A 25,573-nucleotide genomic window follows, 5' to 3' on the forward strand; every position below is an offset into this window, starting at 1 on the left:
GTGAGTACTAACCATCAAATACTGGTTATTGAAGATGAAAAAGAAATCCGTCGCTTTGTTCGTTTAGCGTTGGAGGGTGAAGGCTGGAAAGTGTTTGAAGCCGAAAATTACCACCGCGGCCTAATCGAATCGGGTACTCGGCAACCTGATTTATTGATTTTAGACCTTGGCTTGCCCGATGGTGATGGGCTTGATTTAATTCGTGACCTACGTCAGTGGAGCAGTATTCCGATTATTGTTTTATCCGCTCGCGAAGAAGAATCACAGAAAGTGGCTGCATTGGATGCAGGCGCTGATGACTACCTCACAAAACCCTTTGGGATTAGCGAATTACTGGCTCGTGTTAGGGTTGCTTTACGGCGTTTCGGCAAACCCACCCAAGAAAACTCAAAATGCCAGTTTGGCGATATCACTATCGATTTTATTAATCGAATTGTGACCAAGCAAGGTGAAGAGCTCCACCTTACCCCGATTGAGTTCCGTTTACTCAGTGAACTCGTGGCTAATAGCGGTAAAGTATTAACTCAACGGCATTTATTACTGCAAGTTTGGGGGCCTAACTATGTGGAACATAATCATTACTTACGCATCTATATGGGCCACCTACGGCAAAAATTGGAAAATGACCCTGCTCGCCCTATTCACTTATTAACCGAAACAGGGATTGGTTATCGGTTTATGCCCTAATGGATTACCATTCATTGAATTCTAGGAATCTTACCGATAGTTTAAATTAAAAGGCTGCCTATAATTTACTCACCTTTTTTCTATGGAGAGAAATTCGTGCAGTCACTCACAGCCCAACTATCAAACCGTTTTTCATCTGCTTTAGTACTTTTTTTAAGCGTTTTTGTTACCACCCAAGCACTTGCGCTAAGCCCTGAAGAAAAAGTTCGTACTGAATCATTACTAGCAGAGCTTGGTAAGCAACAGAACCTTACTTTTACTCGTAACGGAACTGAACATTCTGCTGCCGACGCAGAATCTCACTTACGTTTAAAACTACGTAAAACAGAAAAACGTCTCAAAACTACAGAACAATTTATTGATAATGTTGCCTCAAAATCGTCCATTACTGGCGAAGAGTACCAAGTCAAAGATGCACAAGGTAATGTGATCCCAGCCAATAAATATTTGCATGGTTTACTGAAAGACAAAGTGGATAACAAATCTGAGTAAATTCTGTAGGTTCTGTTGATTACTATAAAAAACGCTGGCAAATAAATGTCAGCATTTTTTTGTTCTAATATTCGATCTAGCCCCTAAATAATTTGTACCACAGGTAGGCGGCAAATTAAGTTATCCCGTGAGCATACATAAGTATGTGACTCGGGTAACTTAATGAAGCCAATACCCCTGTGGCACAAAGAATGACAGGGACATCAAGTTAAGAGTTCTCAATCTTAGCCCAAGTATCACGCAACCCCACCGTCCGATTAAAGACTAAATGATCTGCACTACTTAGCTTATTATCCGCGCAGAAATACCCTTCACGCTCAAACTGATACGCTTTTTCTGCCTCTGCATTTTTCAGGCTTGGCTCAACAAAACCATGACGAATAATTAACGATTCAGGATTGATAACGGATAAGAAATCGTCTTCTGCACCTGGGTTTGGCACAGTGAATAAACGGTCATACAGACGAATTTCTGCAGGTAATGCATGCGCTACGCTAACCCAATGAATAACGCCTTTCACTTTACGGCCATCTGCTGGGTCTTTATTTAATGTGCCTGCATCATAAGTACAGTAAATGGTTGTAATATTACCATCCGCATCTTTTTCAACACGCTCTGCTTTAATGATATATGCATTACGCAAACGAACTTCTTTGCCTAATACTAAACGCTTATATTGGCGATTTGCTTCTTCACGGAAGTCCGCACGGTCAATATAAATTTCGTTACTAAAAGGCACTTGGCGTGTTCCCATCTCCGGTTTATTTGGATGGTTTGGCGCTGTTAAAATCTCTTCACCAGCAGGCATGTTTTCAATGACAACACGAACTGGGTCGATAACAGCCATAGCACGTGGTGCTGACTCATTTAGATCATCACGAATACAGGACTCTAAAGAGGCCATTTCGACGTTGTTATCTTGCTTCGTCACACCAATACGTTGGCAAAATTCACGAATAGATGCAGCGGTATAACCACGACGACGCAAACCTGAAATGGTTAACATCCGTGGGTCATCCCAACCATTTACGTGTTTTTCGGTCACTAATTGGTTCAGTTTACGCTTAGACATCACCGTATATTCCAGATTCAGACGAGAAAACTCATACTGACGAGGGTGACAATCAATCGTGATATTATCTAAAACCCAATCATATAAACGGCGGTTGTCTTGGAATTCTAAGGTACATAAAGAGTGAGTAATGCCTTCTAATGCATCAGAAATACAATGCGTGAAGTCATACATTGGATAAATACACCATTTATTGCCAGATTGGTGATGTTCCGCAAATTTAATACGATATAAAACTGGGTCGCGCATCACCATAAATGGCGAAGCCATATCGATTTTCGCGCGTAAACACGCTTTTCCTTCTTCGAAGCCGCCCGCACGCATTTTTTCGAATAATGCTAAGTTGTCTTCAATTAGGCGCTCACGGTATGGGCTATTTTTACCAGGCTCTTTGAGTGTCCCACGATATTCGCGAATTTCGTCTGGGCTGAGCTCATCAACGTAAGCTAAGCCTTTTTTGATCAACTCGATCGCGTATTGATACAAAGTATCAAAGTAGTCAGAGGAATAACGAACATCGCCGCTCCACTCAAAACCAAGCCATTTAACGTCTTCTTGAATAGAGTTAACGTATTCGACATCTTCTTTTACAGGATTTGTATCATCAAAACGTAAGTTACATTGGCCCTGATAATCCTTGGCAATGCCAAAATTCAAGCAGATTGATTTCGCATGACCAATATGTAAATAGCCATTCGGTTCAGGTGGAAAACGCGTATGCACTGACGTGTGTTTTCCAGTCGCCAGATCTTCATCTATGATCTGACGGATAAAATTTGTTGGGCGAGCATCTGCCTCATTCATTGTCATCATTCCTCAATGCCAAAAGCGCGCAAAAGCGTATAGTAATTAAATATATTCTACCATAATCAATCAGGAAACAACCGTTTGATTGCGCCAAGTGCAGCAAAAGCGATGATCAGAAGGAATTTAGGGTAAAAACCTCATCTTTACCCACCGATATACGCGATTCTAAGCCAGTATCATGACGGCTAAAACGACGAGTAACAGTAACGGATAGCTTTGGGCATGACGTTTATCGCTCAGGTAAGGCATTAATAAAGAAGCAAAACGGATCCCTAACCACGATGTCACAATTAAAATTAATGCCCCTTTGATATAGATCATCCCCAGAAACCCTGCTCCGAGATCAATGTGCTTATCAATAGCGAAATAAAAATAGGTTAATGTGCCCGTGATTGCCATTGGTAATGTCAATGGGTTCGCAAATGCGGCTGCTTGGATCATACTGGCACCACGGCGCCGCATTAGTGGAACAGTCATCACACTGCCGCCAACACCTAAAAATGCCGCCACCGCACCAATCACCACGCCAATCGGGGTATCGGCAAAAATACCGCCACGGGAGGCTTGTATACCTATAGATTCTGTTTTCATAAAACCGGGACGAATAAAGCAATCTAAAATAGTGATAATTAAATAACCAATAAATATCCAACGAATTAATGCACTATCTACGGATAGCGCCACTATTGCCCCTAGAATTCCGCCAATTGAAATAGGGATAATAAAAGGGCGAATAATTGGCCAACTCAGGTTGCCTTTAAGGTAATGAGCACGACTCGAAAGCGTCGATGAAAAGATCATCACACAGGTTGATGTTGCCACCGCAATTTGCATTGCCACACTGCCTGCATCGCTTTGCGGCCCCCACACTAAGGTAATCAAGGCATATAACAGTGGAACCGTAATAAAACCGCCACCGAAGCCGAATAGTGCGGTGGTGATCCCCGAAATAAAGCCAAATAAACACAGAAGCAGTTCCACAGATAACCCCTCTCAGTAATTGAGAAAATATTTTATCGATGAAAAAAGCCCCTTGCTTATGCAAATTTGACAACCTTGTTTGAGATTTCGCCAATGTTATTAACAAACGCAACTTTTTTAACACAGAAAATTAAAGTATTCTTTGTTCTATACTTTTAAGTTATTATTTATAATGACCTTTCACACTAGTCACAAAATAAAACTTTACTAAATCAACCAATCGCATCTTCTTCTTTTTGATTTCCTCTATGTTTTTTTAGATATGTTTCTATTTGTTTTTCTACTTTATCATTACATTCTTTAACCCAAATACGATTATTAGGATCCTGTTGTTTACATTTATCGCCCTCATTTGATATTTTGAGTAAATCAACATAGGTATCAAAATTCTTGAGGTAATATGCATCTTGCCCCTTTGGATTATCTCTTGCTACCATTTCTAAGTAGTATTTAGCTTTATTAAAGTCCTGAGGGATCCCGCCGAGTCCATGTAAATAAATCGTCGAAAGATTTTTTCCTGCTACAAGTACCTTATTACCATGGAGGTGGTAAGCTCGTTCATAATATGAAATTGCTTCTAACATATTTTTTTTCGAGCCTTCATTACCATGCTGATGGTTTACCCCTGTAAATAACAGAGCTAACCCATTATTAGAATTAATTTCTAATACTCTCTTCAAAAAGAAATTTGCCAGTGCACACTCTTCTTTTGCAGCTTTCACATTATGTAAATGCTTAAAATCGGTGCAACCAATTCTGAAAAAAGAAAATAAGGCATAATTATCATCTTCATTATTGTTTTTTAATGCCCGATGATATAACTCAACCACTTGTTGTTGGTTTTTGGGATAAGGAACTCGCTTAGGTAGGTCTGGATCATAACGAAGTTCTGTTTCATTATATTCAATGGTATATAGACGATCCCTCACAGTTGGAATTAAAGGAGGATTTATATTTCCCCCCCAAGTTGGAGTCCCGATCATGAACGCTCCTATAACGATAAACCATGAAATCAACCTCACGAAATTTCTCCTAAATCATAAGTCGAGAGTGAAGTTATAAGTATTTCATTAATTCAGTCATATTGCATATTCCTTATGTTTTTGTTTTAGATAAATATTAATTTGTATAAAACAAGTAAATTAAATTATTTACTAATAATTTATAAATATAGATAATTACCATTCATCTCGATAATCGAATGAAACTTGATAATCATATTTACTAAATTCAATGTTATGTTTTATATGATTTTGAAGATTAGAAACCCAGTCAGAAACCATATCAAAACAACCATTATTAATAATATTTTCCTCAGGATTAATGGTTTCCTCTATAATGCTATCATTATCGCCTAGATCTAGAGAATACTCTTCACCAACATATTCCTCTGTTTGTTTATCAAACCAAACCAAATGAATTTTTAATCCCATTTCTTTCTCCTTATAGATACTTTTTTATAATTATTTTAGGCGCTTTAATTTTAATTATTCGCGTATTTTAGAAAAAACACCTCCCCACAAAGCTAACAATTAATTATATTTTCTTTATAAACTAAACTCAATTGATAGTGATTATCATTATTTGTTATACCCTGTATGATTATCTTTTTCTTATTTAACCACCATAAAAAAAGGGTGGCCTAAGCCACCCTCTTACTAACTTATAATATTAAACTGAACTATTTCAGAACATTATAAATAACCGTTTCGCCTGCTTTTACTTCACCGTCAACTAAAATCTCGACGCCAGCAAAATCATCGATATTACTAATGATAACAGGGCTAATCATTGATTTGGCATTAGCTTCAAGGAACGCGAGGTCGAGGTTCAGAATTGGTGTTCCAGCAGTCACTTCCGCACCTTCTTCCACTAAACGTGCACAACCTTCACCTTTCAGTGCAACAGTATCAATACCCATATGAACTATGAGCTCAACACCGTTTTCTGTTTCAAGGCAGAATGCGTGGTTAGTTTCGAAAATTTTCACCACCGTACCTGATGCCGGCGCTAGCACTTCGCTGCTTGTTGGTTTGATGGCAATACCATCGCCCACAATGCGGCTAGAAAACGCTTCATCTGGCACATCGTCAAGGGAGAACACTTGACCACTGACTGGCGCAACCAGAGATAAAATCACATTACCTTTTGTTTTCGCAGGCTCTGCGGCTTTTTTCTCTTCTGGTGCAGCTACCGGAGCAGCTCCTGCGATAGGGCCTTTTGCAATCACTTCAGTCATCGCTTTTGCCACCAATTCAGCACGTGTACCGACAATCACTTGCACATTTTGTTTGCTTAAGCGGATAACACCTGAAGCGCCTAAACGTTTTGTCATGGCGTCATTAACAATCGCTGAATCTTTAACGCCTAAACGTAAACGTGTAATACAGGCATCAATACTGACGATGTTGTCACTACCACCAACCGCTGCAACATATTGGCGAGCTTCTTTTTGAATATCGCTGTCACTGTTATCGGCAGGACTAATGCTTTCGTCATAACCATCAATCGTTTCATCACCTGCGCTCTCTTCACGGCCTGGTGTTAACAGGTTGAATTTACGGATCATGAAACGGAAAATGACATAATAAATGCAGAAGAAGACTAAACCTTGGACAATCAACATATACCACTGAACGGCTAATGGGTTACGTGACTGCAATAGCATATCGACTAAACCTGCGCTGAAGCCGAATCCGGAGATCCACTCCATCGTCGCTGCAATATAAACAGAGATACCCGTTAATAATGCGTGGATTACGTACAGAATTGGTGCCACGAACATGAAAGAGAATTCGAGTGGTTCAGTGATACCTGTAAAGAATGCCGCAAACGCACCGGCAATCATAATACCAGCAACTTTCGCTTTATTTTCTGGACGTGCGCAGTGGTAAATCGCTAATGCCGCGCCCGGCAGACCAAACATCATAATTGGGAAGAAACCAGCTTGGTAGCGACCTGTAATACCTACCGTTGCCAGACCTGCATCAATTGACTTAGCGCCGCCTAAGAAGTTTGGAATATCATTGATTCCTGCAACGTCAAACCAGAACACCGAATTGAGTGCGTGATGCAGACCGACAGGAATTAATAAACGGTTGAAGAAGGCGTAAATACCCGCACCCACAGAACCTAAGTCTTTAATGCTTTCACCGAAAGAGACTAAACCGTTGTAAACCACCGGCCAGACATACATCAGTATGAAGGCTAAGATGATCATTAAGAACGAGGTCAAAATCGGTACGAGACGACGGCCGCTAAAGAAAGACAACGCTTTGGGTAGCTCTACGCCACTATAACGGTTGTACAATTCAGCTGATAGAACCCCAACTAAGATACCCACGAACTGGTTATTAATTTTACCGAATGCCGCAGGAACGCTTTCCAGCGGAACATTCATGATCATGGAATAAGATGCAGGCGAACACAGTGTTGTCACCACTAAAAAGCCGACAAAACCGGTCAGTGCAGCCGCACCGTCCTTATCTTTTGACATCCCATAAGCAACACCAATAGCAAATAGCACGGACATATTATCGATAATAGCCGCACCCGATTTAATCAGTAACGCCGCGATTGCACTATTGGCTCCCCAACCATCTGGGTCAATCCAATAGCCAATCCCCATCAGGATTGCTGCGGCTGGTAGTACAGCAACTGGCACCATAAGTGCCCTACCAATCCGCTGTAAGTAGCTAAGAATATTCACAAACTCCCCCTTTATCGCCCTATTTTTGCCCCATTTACGGGATCTTATTGTTCACACACCTAAATCATAATTTAGGTTATTGAGAGTATCAATTTTATAGTCTAAATTAATTGTTTCGCGATGCAAAATAAATAGGTTCGATTTGTGATAAATGTCAACGAAAGAGTTACCGATATGACTAAATTACTAGCTATTATCGAAAACTTATTTTATGATTAAAAATAACTTATTTATGTTATTAACCTGTATATTCTCAGCGCGTTTAAAATGCAGGTGTAGCCGTTAAAACGGCACTGTGTACCAACACCAGCGCGTAATAAATTTGTAGTATAACGAGTATTCCTATATCTAATGAATAACATCAGGGATACATATATACATGAAAGATTTCACAGACTTATTAGAGGTAATTGAGACATGAGGCTAATTCCACTTAACAATGCGCATGATGTCGGCATTTGGTCCGCACAGTATATTGCTGACAAAATTAACGCATTCAACCCAACTGCTGATCGCCCTTTCGTTCTTGGGTTACCAACAGGCGGCACTCCTCTTGCCACTTATAAGGCATTGATTGCTTTATATAACGCAGGAAAAGTCAGTTTTAAGCATGTGGTAACATTTAATATGGATGAGTATATTGGTATTCCCGCTAATCATCCTCAAAGCTATCACACATTTATGCATGATAATTTCTTTAACCACATCGACATTCAAGCGCAAAATATCAATTTACTGAATGGTAATGCCCCTGATGTTGATGCGGAATGCCAACGTTATGAAGATAAAATTAAATCTTACGGCAAAATTAATTTATTTATGGGCGGCGTAGGTAACGACGGTCACATTGCTTTTAATGAACCCGGTTCTTCATTGAACTCTCGTACCCGCATTAAGACATTAACACCAGAAACGCGCCAAGCTAACTCACGTTTCTTTGATAATGATATCAATCAAGTACCAAAATTCGCTTTAACTGTGGGTGTAGCCACGTTAATGGATGCTGAAGAGTTAATGGTACTCGCTACGGGTGCGAATAAAGCGAACGCAGTTCATGCAGCAGTTGAAGGTTCAATTAACCATATGTGGACAGTAAGTTGCGTACAAATGCACCCAAAAGCACTGGTCGTTTGTGATGAACCCGCAACACTCGAATTAAAAGTTAAAACGCTTAAATATTTCAAACAGCTAGAATCTGAAATTATTGAAAAGTTTAACTAAGATTATGTTTATCAATCACCCGGTCAGCGAAAGCTGATCGGTGACCCACCTTCCAGAGGTCAGGAGTTTTAAGCCATGTATGCATTAACAAATTGCATTATTTATACAGGTCATGAAAGACTGGATAACCATGCGGTCGTCATTGATGGTGAAATCATCAAAGATGTTTGTCCTGTCTCTGAATTACCTTCCCATATTCCACAGCATGACCTACAAGGTGCAATCTTATCCGCTGGGTTTATTGACCTGCAAGTCAACGGCTGTGGTGGTGTCCAATTCAATGATAATAAAGAAAATGTCACATTAAAGAATTTGGATATCATGCAAAAAGCCAATGAGCGTACAGGGTGTACCAGTTACCTGCCAACGCTGATTACTTGCTCTGACGAATTAATGAAGCATGGTATTGAGGTCATGACAGAGTACTTAAAAGACCACAAGAACCAAGCTCTAGGACTTCATTTAGAAGGCCCATATATTAATGTTATCAAAAAAGGTACGCATAACCCTGAATTTATCCGTCAACCATCCGCGCAGATGATTGATTATTTAGCCGCTCATGCAGACGCTATCACTAAAATTACTTTAGCGCCTGAAATGGTAGAACTTGATTACATTCACCAATTGAAAGATTCCGGCATTGTTATTTCTGCTGGACATTCAAATGCGACGTATGAAGAAGCCAAACTGGGTTTTAAAGCCGGAATTCGCTTTTCAACGCACCTTTTTAACGCCATGCCATATATTTCAGGCCGTGGCCCAGGTTTAGTTGGCGCTATTTATGACACTCCTGAAGTATATGCGGGAATTATCGCTGATGGCTTGCATGTCCAGTGGGCAAACATTCGTAATAGCAAACACTTAAAAGGTGATAAATTAATTTTAGTGACTGATGCCACAGCGCCCGCAGGAATAGATCCTCAAACTGGTGAAATGGATCATTTTATCTTCGCAGGTAAAACCATATACTACCGCGATGGATTATGTGTAGATGAAAATGGCACACTCAGCGGCTCATCACTCACAATGATAGAAGCAGTGAGAAACAGTGTAGAGTACGTGGGTATCCCATTAGATGAAACACTGAGAATGGCAACGCTCTACCCCGCAAGAGCCATCGGAGTTGATGAGACCTTAGGGTCTATTGCTCCGGGTAAAATTGCGAATTTAACCGCGTTTAACCACGACTTCGACGTCCTTGCAACCTATGTTAACGGAGCCGAAGTCTACAAAAAATGAGTAACTAGCTAATGAATCAAAGCCACTCGCTGAAGCAAATTGGTAATATTGATCTCGTCAAACAACTAAATAGCGCTGTCGTCTATAGTTTAATTGACCAACATGGCCCGATATCAAGAATTCAAATCGCGGAGCAAAGCCAACTTGCCCCAGCCAGTGTGACTAAAATCACTCGCCAGTTACTCGAACGTGGTTTAATTAAAGAAGTTGACCAACAGGCCTCCACTGGGGGCCGTCGTGCTATATCTATTGTTTCTGAGCACAAAAATTTTCATACGATTGGCGTCCGCTTAGGCCGCTATGATGCCACCATCGCCTTATACGACTTAGGTGGCAAAATGATCGTCGATGCTCATTACCCTATCACAGAGCCCTCTCAGCAAGCGGTTGAACAAAAACTGATTGCCGCCCTTGAAGACTTTATCGAACACAATCAGAAACGCTTAAAAGAGTTGATCGCGATTTCTATTATTCTCCCTGGGTTAGTTAACCCAAACAGTGGTATTGTTTACTACATGCCGCATATCAAGGTCGATAATTGGCATCTCATCGACAACTTGCAAGCACACTTTAAAATTACCTGTTACGCAGGGCACGATATTCGCAGCCTAGCCCTCGCTGAGAGCTATTTTGGTGCAACTCGTGATTGCGAAGACTCACTGCTCGTTCGTATCCACAGAGGTGCAGGGGCAGGCTTAGTCATCAATAAAGAGATATTGCTCAACCATCGAGGTAACCTAGGGGAAATCGGCCATATCCAAGTTGACCCCCTTGGCGAACTTTGCCACTGTGGTAATTTTGGTTGTTTAGAAACCATTGCCTCAAACCAAGCGATTGAAGCCCGCGTAAAACAGCGTTTAGAACAAGGCTATTCAAGTTCCCTTACATTGGAAACTTGTACGATTTCCCATATTTGCCAAGCTGCTAATAAGGGAGACCCACTTGCTACGGAAGTTATCCAGCACGTTGGTCGGCAAATCGGTAAAGCGATTGCTATCTCTATAAACTTATTTAACCCTGAAAAAGTCGTTATTGCAGGGGATATCACGGAAGCAGAACAAATTCTGTTACCCGCGATTCAAAGCTGTATTGACACACAAGCCTTGAAAGGATTTAGGGAAAATCTTCCCATCGTCACATCGCAGTTGGTTCATAATTCGGCAATAGGCGCTTTCGCACTCACTAAACGTGCGATGCTTAATGGTGAATTATTACAAAAATTGTTTGAAAGCTAATTTTTGGCGTTATTTTCTTTAAAGCAGGTTGAGATACCTGCTTTTTTATTAGCTATAAACTGAATTCTTCGTTTCATGAGTCATTTTTAAAACACTTCACACTCTTTCAGCTATCCTCCTCTTACAAATTCTTGGACTCTTTCGATGTTTTATTTCGCGTCATCACCAAATTACATTTATCTAGCAGGTAAGACAAAAGTGATTTTTTTCAAATATGGGCTTGTTTTTTGCTGGCTTTATCGACAAAATGATTATTCATCAAACAAACAGACACATTTTCTGAAAAATAGTGCAAAAAGCTGTTGACTGTCGTGTCTGTAATTAGCATAATGCGCCCCGCAACGCCGACGAAGGTAATGCAAAAAAAGATGGCTATGTAGCTCAGCTGGTTAGAGCACAACACTCATAATGTTGGGGTCACAGGTTCGAATCCCGTCATAGCCACCATTATTTTGCGGGAGTGGCGAAATTGGTAGACGCACCAGATTTAGGTTCTGGCGCCGCAAGGTGTGCAAGTTCAAGTCTTGTCTCCCGCACCATTTTCCTTCTCGGTAGCATTGAATTTAAGATTGGGGTATCGCCAAGCGGTAAGGCACCAGGTTTTGATCCTGGCATTCCCAGGTTCGAATCCTGGTACCCCAGCCATCTTAAAACAATCAATAGTAGAATTCCCGGATGGGGTATCGCCAAGCGGTAAGGCACCAGGTTTTGATCCTGGCATTCCCAGGTTCGAATCCTGGTACCCCAGCCATCTACTATCCTACCTATAGTTGCACAATTCATTTTAAAGAAATCATATATGGCTATGTAGCTCAGTTGGTTAGAGCACAACACTCATAATGTTGGGGTCACAGGTTCGAATCCCGTCGTAGCTACCATTTCTTTTGTTGGGGTATCGCCAAGCGGTAAGGCACCAGGTTTTGATCCTGGCATTCCCAGGTTCGAATCCTGGTACCCCAGCCATTCTCTTTTCAACATCGCTTAAATTAACTCCCTGCTCTATCTTACTATGCTTAGGCAGTCTTAATTTTACTTATCGATTTTATTGATAAATTAAATAAAAAGTAACAAATTAGCAGATAACTCCATTTTTTAAGCAGTAAAGTATCCCTCTCTACTGTTTTCTATATTTACATCCCTATTTTTAGTTTAAATGATTACTTTTTGGTCATTTGCTTATTTATTTAATCCTAATATTACCGATTAACCAATAGCTTAATCGTTTAAAGTGATGTTAAAGCAACATTTACCTCATAAAATTTACGTTTGCATAACTTTTCTATCAAATGTGTGACTTCAATCATTTCTATATAACCATCGAAAGTGGTAATCTGCGCTCGAATTGTAGTTAGGTATGATTATTACCAGTTAAATTATTATCAACCTCTGGTACTAATAAACTCAGTCCCTTCTTCCATTCCAACTAAATTAGTTCTCAGAAACTCTAATAAAAGTTTTAAACCTAATAATTATAAATTGCCAAACGCAACATTTTTACAGAGAAAATTTATGCGAAACATGATAAAGCAACCCATATATAAGATCTTATATGTTCAGGTGATCGTAGCCATCGTTCTGGGTATAGCACTTGGCCACTTTTTTCCCGACATTGGAGAGTCATTAAAACCGCTTGGTGATGCATTCATCAAAATCGTTAAAATGATTATCGCGCCAGTTATCTTCTTAACGGTTGTCACTGGTATTTCAGGCATGTCAAACATGAAGGCAGTGGGTAGTGTCGCAGGTAAAGCGATGTTGTACTTCATCACTTTTTCAACCATTGCATTAATTATTGGTCTTATTATTGCCAATATCATTCGCCCAGGCTCTGGCCTGAATATTGACCCAGCAACCTTAGACAGCACTAAAGTTGCTACTTACGTTGAAAAAGCCCACGAGTCTTCAATTGTTGGCTTTTTGATGAATATCATCCCCGATACCGTCATTAGTCCATTAGTAAATGGAAATATTCTGCAAGTTCTATTTATTGCGGTTATTTTTGGGTTAGCGCTAGCTGCAACGGGTAAACACGGCGAGCCTATCGTTAAGTTACTGCAAAACTTTTCTGAACCTGTGTTTAAAATGGTTGCGATGCTCATGAAACTCGCGCCTATTGGGGCATTTGGGGCAATGGCTTTTACCATTGGTAAGTATGGGATTTCATCTATTGGCAACTTAATGATGCTGATAATGACTTTCTACATTACATCCGTTCTATTTGTGTTGTTAGTGTTAGGAGCAGTTGCTAAATACAACGGCTTCTCCATCATTGCGCTAATTAAATATATCAAAGATGAGCTCTGGTTAGTTTTAGGTACCTCTTCTTCCGAAGCCGCACTGCCAAGCTTAATGCGCAAAATGGAGCATGCAGGGTGTGAAAAATCAGTTGTCGGGTTAGTTATCCCAACAGGTTATTCATTCAATCTTGATGGTACGAATATTTATATGACCATGGCTGCATTATTCATTGCTCAAGCTACCAATATTGAATTGACGATTTGGGAGCAAATTTCGCTGTTGCTCGTTGCAATGATTAGCTCTAAAGGTGCTGCTGGCGTTACTGGTGCGGGTTTCATTACATTAGCGGCAACCTTAATGGTTGTTCCAAGTATTCCTGTTGCAGGTATGGCCTTAATCCTTGGTATTGACCGCTTTATGTCTGAATGCCGTGCTTTAACTAACTTAGTGGGTAACGCGTGTGCGTGTATCGTTGTTGCACGTTGGGAAAAAGAACTGGATACCGAAAAACTGGCTCATGCGTTTTCAGCAAAAAATGAAACATTGGATTCTGTGATTACTGAAGATGACAGCATCAATACAGACACAAGTAATATTCAACCGGTTGATTTAGCTAATAATAAATAGCACTAACTTCTTCACTTAATAATAAATAGGCCGCTAATTAGCGGCCTATATTTATTATATTCAAGATAATTTCTATAAACCTAACGCATACTTCAACGCCAGCTTTTTCGCTTCTCCAGCACGCTGTGCCGCCATCAACCCAAGATTCCTAAATATTTTTAATCCTGGTAAGTTTTCACTAAATGCCATGTAAAAAACATCCATCCCAGCTTGCATAATTAAATTATCAGGCAAACGACGTCGTTGATAACGTTTCAATACACCAAGAGAATTCCAAGGTTGTATATATTCACGCGCGTAAGTCACTTCTTTCAACAGAGCATCAACATCTCGGTAGCCTAAATTCACACCCTGCCCCGCTAATGGGTTGATAGTATGGGCTGCATCGCCAATCAATGCTAACCCATCCATCACATAGCGGCTTGCATGATGACGAGTCAGTGGAAATGCCCCTGACGCAATTGCAGTAACAGGCCCTAAACGTTCAGGAAAGGCTTCGGATATTGCTCCCGTCAATTGTTCCATTGACATACCTTGTAAACGTCTAATCTTTGCGGGACTGTCATACCAGACTAATGAGGCCCAATTATCATACAGAGGTAAAAATGCCCTTGGCCCTGATGGGAAAAACTGCTGCCATGTTTTATCTTGCTGAGGTTGCTGTGTTTGAATGCTAATCAACATACATGACTGGCGATACTGCCAGCCGCGGCTACCAATTCCTGCCATTTTACGGACTTGCGAATTAGCGCCATCGGCTCCGACCACAAGCTTAGCTTGTAAAGTACGGCCATCATCTAATGCTAACATCCATTCTTTTTGCTGCTTAGGTTGGTATAAATTGATGAGTTTCGCCGGGCAAACAAGGTCTAGATTGCTGTATTTTTCACATTCTTGCCATAACGCAAGCTGTAGTACTCTGTTTTCTACCATAAACCCAAGTTCAGGTAGCCCAAGGCTTTTAGCATCAAAAACCACATTGCTATCTGGTTCTTCCCATGTTTCTAACTGGCGATATGGGGCACTTCGCATTGCCTTAACATGTTGCCAAGCCCCTAATTGCTCCAACAATTCAACAGAAGCGCGGCTAATCGCAGAAATACGAACATCAGGGGCACTTTGTGGGTCAAAGGCCACAGGTTGTGCTTTTTCAAGCAAAGCAACTCGCATGCCTTCTTGAGCAAAGCCCAATGCTGCTGCCGCGCCAGTCATACCCGCGCCAACGACGACAACATCATAAGATTCGATTAATTTATTCATACGTTCGCTACTATTTACTGTTTAATAAAGGTTATTGTTTGATAACAGTGACCACGTGGATAAAGGTATTGTACCGAAAAATGAGGGTTCTCACAGGAAATATAGGCATTGAAGTCTCAGAGGCCATTCATTCCTCCACCTTAATAACCTTACAAATAGTATATTTTGCTGAAAACACTTTGATTTGCACAAAAAACAACCACAATTTTGCAACATCCTCTGGTCACTGATGCCGCAAATGAATACAATACGTGCTAATTTTAAAACAATAGGCAAATTGCCTGCCCTTAGATTTCGTGTAGTGATATCATTTTAAATATCTTTGCATTTATCCCATCATACAATGATGTCCTTAATCAAAATGCATGCGAGTTCCCAAAAATATAAAGGGTAGGACTTTGGATTTACAACGCGTTTCGGAGTCCATTACACTAGCCGCTTCGAAAACACCGGATATACGACATGTCGACGAATAAAAAGCTATATATTAAAACTTGGGGTTGCCAAATGAATGAGTATGACTCATCCAAAATGGTTTCTTTATTAGAAAATACCCATGGTTATCAACTCACTGAAGTTGCAGAAGAAGCAGACTTATTACTGCTTAATACCTGTTCCATTCGTGAAAAAGCACAAGAAAAAGTCTTCCATCAGCTTGGTCGTTGGAAGTTTTTTAAAGATAAAAACCCTGACATCATCATTGGTGTAGGCGGCTGTGTTGCTTCGCAAGAAGGGGATTTTATTCGCCAACGTGCGCCAAGCGTTGACATCGTTTTCGGCCCGCAAACTTTGCACCGTTTGCCTGAGATGATTAATCAAGTTCAAGGTACGCGTAGCCCTGTTATCGATATCAGTTTCCCTGAAATTGAAAAATTTGACCGCTTACCAGAACCTCGCGCAGAAGGCCCGACCGCATTCGTTTCCATTATGGAAGGCTGTAACAAGTATTGCACTTTCTGCGTAGTGCCTTATACCCGTGGTGAAGAAGTTAGTCGCCCTTGTGATGATATTCTATTTGAAATCGCACAGTTAGCTGCACAAGGTGTACGTGAAGTTAACCTACTGGGTCAAAACGTGAATGCATACCGTGGTGAAACCTTTGATGGTGAAATTTGCTCATTTGCAGAATTACTGCGTTTAGTCGCGGCTATTGATGGCATCGACCGTGTCCGCTTTACCACTAGCCACCCAATTGAATTTACTGACGATATCATCGAAGTTTACCGCGATACCCCTGAATTAGTCAGTTTCTTGCATCTACCCGTGCAAAGTGGCTCAGACCGCGTTCTAACAATGATGAAACGCGCTCATACCGCACTTGAATATAAAGCCATTATTCGCAAACTGCGTGAAGCACGCCCTGGTATTCTAATCAGTTCAGACTTTATCGTGGGCTTCCCCGGTGAAACAACCGAAGACTTCGAAAAAACCATGAAACTGATTGCAGACGTGAACTTTGATATGAGCTACAGCTTTGTCTATTCCGCGCGTCCAGGCACCCCAGCTGCGGATTTACCTGATGATGTAACCGAAGATGAGAAAAAACAGCGTCTATACTTACTGCAACAGCGTATTAATCAGCAGGCATTAAGCTTCAGCCGCCAAATGGTGGGAACCGTTCAACGTATCTTAGTTGAAGGAACATCGCGTAAAAACGTCATGGAGCTGTCTGGACGTACTGAAAATAACCGTGTTGTGAACTTTGAAGGTACACCGGATATGATCGGTAAATTTGTGGATGTCGAAATTGTGGATGTTTATACCAACTCATTGCGCGGTAAAGTCATTCGTACAGAAGATCAAATGGGTCTTCGCGTTCATGAATCACCAGAGTCTGTTATTGCACGTACTCGTAAAGAAGATGAGCTAGGTGTTGGCAGCTTTCAACCCTAAGCCACAACCATAGGATATTCAGTGACCGAGACAAAAAATTTGCAAATCGCAACACAAGAAATCTTTCTAGAACCCGCAGATAACCAGCGTTTAATGAGCCTCTGCGGGCCATTTGACGATAATATCAAGCAGCTAGAACGCCGCCTTGCTATCGAAATTAATCGCCGCGATAACCGTTTTAAGTTATCGGGTAAGCCGCTGAATGTTCAAGCGGCGAGCAAAATTTTGCGTCAACTGTATGTCGATACCGCGCCTGTGCGCGGTGTTATCCCTGATATCGACCCTGAAAATATTCACTTAGCCATTCTGGATAGCCGTGTTTTAGAGCAATCTGCCGATAGCGTTCCTGACTACGGTAAAGCGTTGAATATTAAGACTAAACGTGGTGTGATCAAACCACGTACTCCAAATCAAGCGCAATATATCGCCAATATTTTAGACCATGATATTACATTTGGCATTGGCCCTGCAGGAACTGGGAAAACCTATTTAGCGGTAGCCGCGGCGGTAGATGCGTTAGAGCGCCAAGAGGTTCGCCGTATTTTGCTAACCCGTCCTGCGGTTGAAGCAGGTGAGAAACTTGGTTTTTTACCTGGGGATCTCAGCCAAAAAGTCGACCCTTATCTACGCCCACTTTATGATGCGCTATTCGAAATGTTAGGCTTTGAAAAAGTTGAAAAGCTGATTGAGCGTAATGTTATCGAAGTCGCACCGCTGGCCTATATGCGTGGCCGTACCTTGAATGATGCTTTTATTATTTTAGATGAGAGCCAAAACACCACCATCGAACAGATGAAGATGTTTTTAACACGTATTGGTTTTAATTCCAAAGCGGTTGTGACGGGTGATATTACTCAGGTTGACTTACCTCGCGGTAGTAAATCAGGGTTACGTCATGCCATTGAAGTGCTTTCCGAAGTCGATGATTTAAGCTTCAATTTCTTCCACAGTGAAGACGTAGTTCGCCATCCAGTCGTTGCAAAAGTTGTCATGGCTTATGAGGCTTGGGAAGAACAAGACAATAAACGTCGCCAGCAGTTACGTGAAGAAAAAGAACAACAAAAGCAATTTGAAAAGCAGGAAAATCTATAAATGAGTGACATTATTCTCGATTTACAAATTGCGTGTGAAAACCCTAATGGCTTGCCTTCGGAAGCCGAGTTTCAGCGTTGGTTAGCGGCTGTTTTGCCTAAATTTCAAGCACTAAGTGAAGTCACTATTCGGGTAGTTGATGAACAGGAAAGCCATCACTTAAATTTAACCTATCGCGGCAAAGACAAACCGACTAACGTGTTGTCATTCCCCTTTGAGGCTCCACCAGAAATTGAACTGCCTTTGCTTGGTGATTTAATTATTTGCCGCCAAGTCGTTGAGCAAGAAGCTATTGACCAACAAAAAACAGCAGAAGAGCACTGGGCTCATATGGTCGTTCATGGTTGCCTTCATCTTTTAGGCTATGATCATATTGAAGATGATGAAGCGGAAGAAATGGAAGGTTTAGAAACTGAAATTCTGGCTGAGTTGGGCTATGAAGACCCATATCTTGCAGAAAAAGAGTGACCTAACTATAATTTTTTGAGATATCTTTGTCAAAGAAAGCATTATTTTACAAAAAATTGACGGTTATTTTGCAGATAAACCGTCAATTTTGTGCTAAAAAAGAATGTAGTAAACTGTTTTTATTAACTAACCTAAGCTCCAAATACTTTGACTTGGGCTACTTTTGGTACCAAGTGCAGCCAACAACGCTGCGGTTCGAGATACGACGAGTGAATACTCTAAATAATTCGAATTGCAGCTAGGCGGCCAGCGAGGATATCTCGATGAGCATACATTAGTATGTGATTCGAGTAGCCGAGTGCAGCCAACAACGCTGCGGTTCGAGATACGACGAGTAAATACTCTAAATAATTCGAATTGCAGCTAGGCGGCCAGTGAGGATATCTCGATGAGCATACATTAGTATGTGATTCGAGTAGCCGAGTGCAGCCAACAACGCTGCGGTTCGAGATACGACGAGTAAATACTCTAAATAATTCGAATTGCAGCTAGGCGGCCAGTGAGGATATCTCGATGAGCATACATAAGTATGTGATTCGAGTAGCCGAGTGCGGCCAACAACGCTGCGGTTCGAAGTATGACGAGTATTTTTTGAGGAAAAAAAAATTAACCGCCATGAGCGACGATAACTCTTCGAGTAGCGATAACCCTGGTCCTAAGAAAGGGTTCTTTGCACTGTTAAATCACCTATTCCATGGTGAACCTAAAAATCGTGATGATTTGGTCGAATTAATCCGCGACTCTGAACAGAACGATTTGATCGATCCTGACACCCGCGAAATGCTTGAAGGGGTAATGGATATTGCGGATCAGCGTGTGCGCGACATTATGATCCCGCGTTCCCAAATTGTTACCTTAAAACGTAACCAAACGCTTGATGAGTGCCTTGATGTCATTATTGACTCTGCTCACTCACGCTTCCCTGTTATTAGTGAAGATAAAGACCATATCGAAGGGTTATTAATGGCAAAAGATTTACTGCCATTTATGCGTACTGACGCTGAGCCTTTTAGTATCGATAAGGTATTACGCCAAGCGGTTGTTGTCCCTGAAAGTAAGCGAGTAGACAGACTACTCAAAGAATTCCGCTCTCAACGCTACCATATGGCTATCGTTATCGATGAGTTTGGTGGTGTTTCTGGTCTAGTGACCATTGAAGATATTTTAGAGCTCATCGTGGGCGAAATTGAAGACGAATACGACGACCAAGACGATGTTGATATTCGTCAACTTAGCCGCCATTCTTATTCTGTGCGCGCCCTTACGCAGATTGAAGATTTCAATGAAGCCTTTGGGACTCATTTTAGTGACGAAGAGGTTGATACGGTCGGTGGCCTCGTTATGCAAGCCTTCGGTCATCTACCTTCTCGTGGTGAAACCATCACAATTGACAACTATCAATTTAAAGTTGCGATGGCAGATAGTCGCCGGATCCTTCTGCTTCACGTGAAAATTCCAGACAACGCGCCAGTTCCAACTTTGGAAGAAGAACAGACTTAATGAACTCAACGTCTATTTATCAAAGTCAGCGGTTGCGGTTACTGCTGGCTTTAATTTTCGGAGCCAGTGGAACGCTGGCTTTTTCGCCTTTTGACATCTGGCCTGCCGCACTTCTTTCTATCCTTTTTCTCCAATTACTGACCTTGCAGCGCACAGCCAAGCAATCTTTTGCTATCGGTTTCGCTTGGGGATTTGGCTTATTCGGTAGTGGCGTTAACTGGGTTTACGTCAGTATCGCGGATTTTGGGGGGATGCCAGGGCCTGTTAACGTCTTTATTGTCATTCTTTTGGCAGCATACCTTTCCCTTTATACGGGGCTTTTTGGGGCATTGATGGCTAAATTTGCCCCACATGCCAATATTTGGCGTTTAGTATTTCTTGCTCCTGCCCTGTGGCAAGTCACTGAGTTTTTACGTGGTTGGGTTCTCACTGGTTTCCCATGGCTGCAATTTGGCTACAGCCAAATTGATGGCCCCATGAAATCGCTCGCTCCAATATTCGGCGTCGAAATGATCACATTGCTATTATTTAGCATTAGTGGTTTGTTAGTGCTCGCTATCCTACGTCGTAGCTTTATTGCATTAGCCACAGCGGTAGTTTTACTGTTTGCCCCATTAGTTGCCAAAAATATTCAGTGGTTTACCCCGCTTGAAGACAACAAAATGCAGGTGGCATTAGTTCAAGGTAATATCCCGCAATCAATGAAATGGGAAGCCAGTTTTTTACAGAAAACCAAAGATACCTATATGGAGTTATCTCGTCCTTATATTGGTAAAGCATCGCTAATTATCTGGCCTGAATCTGCCGTACCTTCTGTTGAACTGGATAACCAAGCATGGCTAAAATCCCTCGACCGGCTGTTAGCGGCTTCGAACACTCAATTAATCACAGGGATCGTTGATGCAAGGCCAATGGATGGGGAATATGAGTTCTTTAATACGATTATTGTATTAGGGGATAAAAACCCGTATCTCTACCCATCAAAAAACCGTTATAACAAACATCATTTAGTGCCATTTGGGGAGTTTGTTCCATTAGAAGATATCCTGCGCCCTATTGCACCGTTTTTTAACTTACCGATGTCTGGATTCAGCCGTGGTGATTACCAACAAGCCCAACTCGCTGTAGGGAATATTCACCTCACTGCCGCTATTTGTTATGAAATTATCTTAGGTACACAGGTCAGAGATAATTTTAAACCTGATAGCGACTACTTACTTACTGTTTCAAATGATGCGTGGTTTGGCCAATCTATCGGCCCATGGCAGCATTTCCAAATGGCACGTATGCGTTCGTTAGAATTGGGACGCCCATTATTACGTTCCACTAATAACGGAATAACTGCGGTGATCCGTGCGGATGGTTCAATACAAGATATGCTACCACAATTTAAAACAGCGACTCTTGCCACTGAAGTCACACCGACAACAGGGCTAACCCCTTACGCACGTTGGAGTAATCATCCAATGTGGGGAATCGCCATTATGTTTGGTATTCTTGGTTTTGCTATGAATAGACGTCAAAAGTAACGATGTTGACCCCACCTCGGTACCTATAAATGAGGTGGGGAATTAGCTAAGCAACCAATAACCCCTGTGTGTCCGCAATCTTCACCGTCACAATACAGCCTGAATTAAATTGTAAGAAATCATCTTCAATGCCATCAGAAAAAATAACGCCGTTATCTGGCATTAATGACTCAACAGCTAACGGGCTACTCGGCTCAATCGTGCCAAATACCCATCTGGTTCCTGTCGTTTTACTTAAAAACGGCTCCCTAACACTAAATTGTAATTTACTTTCCCCCCAACCAAATCCTTTTGCCAACGGGTGAGTACTTACTCCCATAATGGCCTGTGCTCCCGCTAAAATAGATTGAAACCACCCCGTTGACCCAAGTCCTGTGGATATAATTATTCCAGAAGATGATTGAAACTCTTGTTCCCCATTCCAGTTCAATAAATAGCGTGCCGAAGTGTGGCTTTTCGGGCCAATGAATAAATCGTTTACCGCTAATAGTGATTGCCCATCATTGGTTGTAGCTTGTGCAAAAGTCACTATTTTTTGCTCTATTTTTCCTTTTAAGGTATTTATCACGACTTCCTGCAATTGGCCTATTTCAAAAGGAAGTAGTTGGCCATCCCACCTTTCAGGATCAGGGTTAATAGCAATAACTGGCTGTCCATTTAAGTATTTCAAGGTATTCGCCACTAAACCATCTTGGCCAATAACAACAACAATATCGTGTTTAGAAAATTGGTAACTAGGCAATAATTTTCGTTCCAATAATTGAAATCTACCCAATGATTTCAATACCGATTCGGCTTGCACTAATTGGCGCTGATATAAATCATGCTCATTTAAATAATCGCTCACTTCAACATGGTTGTGCTCCAAGTAAAATTTGGCTTGAGGCCAGGTGTTAAAGCGTTCAATCAATTCCTGTAAACGCGTTTTACGCATGACTAATACAAATCGCACGTCATTATTCCTTTGCATTATTTACCTCCTTTTTTCATTAACTGGCCAAATAAATCAGGCGATATATTGAGCTCACCAATTTTTCCAGCATTTTGTGCCAATGATTCGAATGCCATCGCCATCAACTGCTCAGGTCCCATTTTAGCCAACGCTAACGCTTTTAAGTTTTCAACGGGTAATTGGCTATAAGCTTTCATTTTAGACTCAATGGAATAAGCATCTGCATCAGACTGTATACGTTGGTTTTCAACACTAAGCGCAACCAGCTCATTACGTTTTGCCTCTGCATTTACTTGTGCAATTAACTCTTCTTGCTCTATTTCGGCTCGCTCTCGCAATATTTTTCGCTAATTATCAAGACGAGCCTCTTCAATTTGTTGTTCTTTGGCCTGAACAGATAAATCTGTTTCTAATTCAGCTTCTTTAATTGTTCGTTCTTGTTCTACAGAAAACTTACGTCTTGCATAAATGGCATCATCAGCCTCTTTCAGTATGGATTCTCTCGCTTGTGCTTCTAACGCTTTGAGCGTTTCAGGTAATGGTGCGATGGCAGAAATAGAAACATCCAAAATTTCAATTCCCAGTGACTCAATAACCGCCTGCTCTGCTAATTGCTGGTTCACCAAAATCACTAATGATTGGCTAATTAGTAATGCATCTCGCAATGAAGTAGTTTGTATTTTGGCTTGAATCACTGTTTGAGCTGCTCGCACAACTCGGTCACTTAATTTAAGGGGATCTTCAGAAGAGTAGCTTTTCCCATCCTTAGATAAATTAAAATTTAAGACATCCGCGGTTTTTTCCGGCTGCTTTACCTGAAAAGAAATTTGCCCCTGGATACGTAAACTTTGGAAATCAGACGTTTGTAAATTAAAAATAAATGGGGCTTCTTGGGCATTTAATGGAAGTGCCGCAATGGAAGTTTTATCGGAGTTATACCAAAAACTGAGCCCCTTACCTTGCTTACGCACTTTCCCATTCACCGATTGAATAACAAAAGTTGATGAGTCTGCTTTGAAATATTTAAAGTTAATCATAGTGGATTCCTCATTATTGTCTTTATGACCTTAATTAATTATTGTCTTATAGACACAAATAAGTCAAGTATTAAATGTCTTAATGACAATAACTATTTTTACCTGTATGATTTAACCCTAAACTTCATCTTTAGCGATAAGTGGTAACAATATGAATGAAAAAGAGTTTCTTGCTAGTTATGACAGAAAAGATTATTTATCGCCTTTACTCACTGTCGATGCCGTTTTATTTACTTACCATGAAAACACGTTGAAAGTATTACTGGTTGAGCGAGCAAGTTTCCCTGAAAAAGGGAAATGGGGCTTACCGGGAGGATTTATTGATGAGCAAAATGATCAAACCTTAGAAGAGACTGTTTTACGTAAACTAAAAGAAAAAACAGGAGTTATTCCTCCTTATGTTGAGCAACTTTGTACGGAAGGAAACCACCAACGAGACCCTCGCGGCTGGTCTGTCACTGTTTGCTATACAGCTCTAATTGCTTACCAAGCCTGCGAAGCCCATATTGATACCGTGGATTCTGTAAAATGGGTTTCTATTGATGAAATTGAACAACTGACTCTTGCATTCGACCACCTCAAACTTTATCAACAAGCGAGAGAACGCCTAAAGCAAAAATCACTCTATTCGATAGTTCCAGGTTTTGCATTACCTGACGTTTTTACCTTAGCAGAGCTACAACATGTCCATGAAGTTTTGATTGGTAAGCCTTTACAAAATAAATCGTTTAGGCGCCGACTCGAACAAGCTGATTTGTTAATTGATACCGGAGAAAAACGCCACGAGCGTGGCCGACCCGCTAATTTGTATCGTTTAAAACCACAATCAGCGGACTACCGTTTTATTCGTAATTTAGAATTTTAATCATTGATATGCCTGATAAACAAATATTATCAGGCATTCCAATGAATGCTATTGGCAAATTGCAGGGGTAACAATATAGGTAAAAATGAGTTTGTTAGACTTATGATAATTATGCGTAATGCCTTCGGGAAACATTTCATGCAAAATATCCATACCTGCATTTTTACCGCAATAGTTGCGATTTAAAATCTCACGCATATTTTGCTGCCAGCTATCACCTTCCAATATATTGTCAGGGATCCCTTTGATAGTGTATTGGTAAAATAACATGCCATTTTTAGCAGTCACTTCCGTCAATAGTGTTACGTCATCAATCAGCATAGGCAATGATTCCGCCATGTCAGATAGAAAAATGCCCCGTAACATCGTTGGGTCATCATCTCCTTTTGCATTAAACGCATTGATTTTATCTTCTGTTGAATTAGCTTTTATTTCATCATAACGCTGTTCTATTTTTGAATTTTCTATTGTTCCTGATGGTTCTTTCGTTGTCGTTTTTTCTTCCACATCAGGGGAGCATCCCGTGATTAATACCGCGCCTAAAAATAATCCAACCACTTTTTTAAACATAGCCATCCCATTCACCTATTTTATTATTTATATAGCCGAATGAGTTTACCATAATGATAAATTAAACTTATAGGCAGAAAAATCCCCTTTTTAAGCCAA

Annotated in this window: 20 protein-coding genes, 6 tRNA genes and 1 pseudogene; 18 read left to right on the forward strand and 9 right to left on the reverse strand. The window is 41.0% G+C overall.

Annotated elements, in window-relative coordinates; all coding sequences use genetic code 11:
• Positions 1-687 (forward strand): two-component system response regulator KdpE, encoded by a 687-nt coding sequence (gene kdpE / locus P3L40_RS16430; protein WP_110591329.1) that lies wholly within the window; start codon positions 1-3, stop codon positions 685-687.
• Between the two features lie 96 nt (positions 688-783).
• Positions 784-1,179, forward strand: a complete 396-nt coding sequence (locus tag P3L40_RS16435; protein WP_004256937.1) for a DUF5329 family protein — start codon at positions 784-786, stop codon at positions 1,177-1,179.
• 208 nt (positions 1,180-1,387) lie between these two features.
• Here P3L40_RS16435 and glnS read toward each other — a convergent pair whose 3' ends face one another.
• The 5 genes from glnS to nagE all read right to left on the reverse strand — a co-directional run bounded on the left by glnS (position 1,388) and on the right by nagE (position 7,748).
• A complete protein-coding gene (gene glnS / locus P3L40_RS16440) occupies positions 1,388-3,055 on the reverse strand; it encodes a glutamine--tRNA ligase (protein ID WP_144140804.1) in 1,668 nt (555 codons plus the stop codon).
• A 168-nt stretch (positions 3,056-3,223) separates the two neighbouring features.
• Positions 3,224-4,039 (reverse strand): sulfite exporter TauE/SafE family protein, encoded by an 816-nt coding sequence (locus P3L40_RS16445; RefSeq protein ID WP_004256943.1) that lies wholly within the window; start codon positions 4,037-4,039, stop codon positions 3,224-3,226.
• 212 nt (positions 4,040-4,251) lie between these two features.
• Positions 4,252-5,022: an SEL1-like repeat protein gene (locus P3L40_RS16450; RefSeq protein ID WP_187710100.1), complete on the reverse strand. Its 771-nt coding sequence runs from the start codon at positions 5,020-5,022 to the stop codon at positions 4,252-4,254.
• A gap of 195 nt (positions 5,023-5,217) precedes the next feature.
• Complete coding sequence (locus P3L40_RS16455) at positions 5,218-5,472, reverse strand: colicin E3-like toxin immunity protein (protein ID WP_004256948.1); 255 nt, start codon at positions 5,470-5,472, stop codon at positions 5,218-5,220.
• 248 nt (positions 5,473-5,720) lie between these two features.
• On the reverse strand, positions 5,721-7,748 hold the full coding sequence (gene nagE / locus P3L40_RS16460) for an N-acetylglucosamine-specific PTS transporter subunit IIBC (RefSeq protein WP_206277891.1): 2,028 nt from the start codon (positions 7,746-7,748) through the stop codon (positions 5,721-5,723).
• Between the two features lie 417 nt (positions 7,749-8,165).
• Here nagE and nagB point away from each other — a divergent pair, with 417 nt between their 5' ends.
• From nagB to P3L40_RS16510, 10 genes are all read left to right on the forward strand, one after another.
• Complete coding sequence (gene nagB, locus P3L40_RS16465; RefSeq protein ID WP_004256954.1) at positions 8,166-8,969, forward strand: glucosamine-6-phosphate deaminase; 804 nt, start codon at positions 8,166-8,168, stop codon at positions 8,967-8,969.
• Positions 8,970-9,044: 75 nt separating this feature from the next.
• Positions 9,045-10,208 (forward strand): N-acetylglucosamine-6-phosphate deacetylase, encoded by a 1,164-nt coding sequence (gene nagA, locus P3L40_RS16470; RefSeq protein WP_004256957.1) that lies wholly within the window; start codon positions 9,045-9,047, stop codon positions 10,206-10,208.
• An 11-nt stretch (positions 10,209-10,219) separates the two neighbouring features.
• Positions 10,220-11,443, forward strand: coding sequence for an ROK family protein (locus P3L40_RS16475; protein ID WP_004256960.1), 1,224 nt, complete (start codon positions 10,220-10,222; stop codon positions 11,441-11,443).
• A gap of 370 nt (positions 11,444-11,813) precedes the next feature.
• Positions 11,814-11,890: transfer RNA gene (locus tag P3L40_RS16480), tRNA-Met, on the forward strand.
• A 7-nt stretch (positions 11,891-11,897) separates the two neighbouring features.
• Positions 11,898-11,982, forward strand: a tRNA-Leu gene (locus tag P3L40_RS16485).
• Positions 11,983-12,013: 31 nt separating this feature from the next.
• A tRNA-Gln gene (locus P3L40_RS16490) sits at positions 12,014-12,088 on the forward strand.
• A gap of 31 nt (positions 12,089-12,119) precedes the next feature.
• Positions 12,120-12,194: transfer RNA gene (locus tag P3L40_RS16495), tRNA-Gln, on the forward strand.
• Positions 12,195-12,244: 50 nt separating this feature from the next.
• Positions 12,245-12,321, forward strand: a tRNA-Met gene (locus tag P3L40_RS16500).
• Between the two features lie 10 nt (positions 12,322-12,331).
• Positions 12,332-12,406 (forward strand) — tRNA-Gln (locus P3L40_RS16505).
• A 546-nt stretch (positions 12,407-12,952) separates the two neighbouring features.
• A complete protein-coding gene (locus P3L40_RS16510) occupies positions 12,953-14,308 on the forward strand; it encodes a dicarboxylate/amino acid:cation symporter (protein ID WP_036957950.1) in 1,356 nt (451 codons plus the stop codon).
• A 72-nt stretch (positions 14,309-14,380) separates the two neighbouring features.
• On the opposite strand, the gene ubiF is transcribed toward P3L40_RS16510, so the two are convergent.
• A complete protein-coding gene (gene ubiF / locus P3L40_RS16515) occupies positions 14,381-15,568 on the reverse strand; it encodes a 3-demethoxyubiquinol 3-hydroxylase (RefSeq protein WP_210853482.1) in 1,188 nt (395 codons plus the stop codon).
• A gap of 462 nt (positions 15,569-16,030) precedes the next feature.
• Between ubiF and miaB the strand changes: the two genes are divergently transcribed.
• The 5 genes from miaB (at position 16,031) to lnt (ending at position 22,050) form a co-directional block, all read left to right on the forward strand.
• Positions 16,031-17,461: a tRNA (N6-isopentenyl adenosine(37)-C2)-methylthiotransferase MiaB gene (gene miaB / locus P3L40_RS16520; RefSeq protein WP_096864953.1), complete on the forward strand. Its 1,431-nt coding sequence runs from the start codon at positions 16,031-16,033 to the stop codon at positions 17,459-17,461.
• A 39-nt stretch (positions 17,462-17,500) separates the two neighbouring features.
• Positions 17,501-18,553, forward strand: coding sequence for a PhoH family protein (locus P3L40_RS16525; protein ID WP_210853488.1), 1,053 nt, complete (start codon positions 17,501-17,503; stop codon positions 18,551-18,553).
• Entirely contained in the window at positions 18,554-19,021 is a 468-nt protein-coding gene (ybeY, locus tag P3L40_RS16530) for an rRNA maturation RNase YbeY (protein ID WP_004256989.1), read from the forward strand. It begins immediately after the preceding gene.
• A gap of 615 nt (positions 19,022-19,636) precedes the next feature.
• Positions 19,637-20,521 carry a CNNM family magnesium/cobalt transport protein CorC gene (corC, locus tag P3L40_RS16535; RefSeq protein ID WP_210853486.1) on the forward strand — a complete coding sequence of 295 codons (885 nt, stop codon included), beginning with the start codon at positions 19,637-19,639 and terminating at the stop codon, positions 20,519-20,521.
• On the forward strand, positions 20,521-22,050 hold the full coding sequence (gene lnt, locus P3L40_RS16540; protein WP_004256995.1) for an apolipoprotein N-acyltransferase: 1,530 nt from the start codon (positions 20,521-20,523) through the stop codon (positions 22,048-22,050). Before corC ends, lnt begins: the two co-directional genes overlap by 1 nt.
• Positions 22,051-22,096: 46 nt before the next feature.
• On the opposite strand, the gene P3L40_RS16545 is transcribed toward lnt, so the two are convergent.
• Together P3L40_RS16545 and P3L40_RS16550 are read right to left on the reverse strand one after the other, a co-directional pair.
• Positions 22,097-23,020 carry a sugar kinase gene (locus P3L40_RS16545; protein WP_196732554.1) on the reverse strand — a complete coding sequence of 308 codons (924 nt, stop codon included), beginning with the start codon at positions 23,018-23,020 and terminating at the stop codon, positions 22,097-22,099.
• Positions 23,020-24,039 (reverse strand): annotated as a pseudogene (locus P3L40_RS16550) (SPFH domain-containing protein). Before P3L40_RS16550 ends, P3L40_RS16545 begins: the two are co-directional and overlap by 1 nt.
• A 151-nt stretch (positions 24,040-24,190) precedes the next feature.
• On the opposite strand from P3L40_RS16550, the gene P3L40_RS16555 reads away from it, so the two are divergent.
• Positions 24,191-24,904, forward strand: a complete 714-nt coding sequence (locus P3L40_RS16555) for an NUDIX hydrolase (RefSeq protein WP_004257005.1) — start codon at positions 24,191-24,193, stop codon at positions 24,902-24,904.
• Between the two features lie 48 nt (positions 24,905-24,952).
• Here P3L40_RS16555 and P3L40_RS16560 read toward each other — a convergent pair whose 3' ends face one another.
• A complete protein-coding gene (locus P3L40_RS16560; protein ID WP_096864955.1) occupies positions 24,953-25,480 on the reverse strand; it encodes a protein K in 528 nt (175 codons plus the stop codon).
• Between the last annotated feature and the right edge of the window lie 93 nt (positions 25,481-25,573).

The organism is Providencia sp. PROV040, assembly GCF_032706145.1.
GTDB classification, from domain to species: Bacteria; Pseudomonadota; Gammaproteobacteria; order Enterobacterales; family Enterobacteriaceae; genus Providencia; species Providencia hangzhouensis.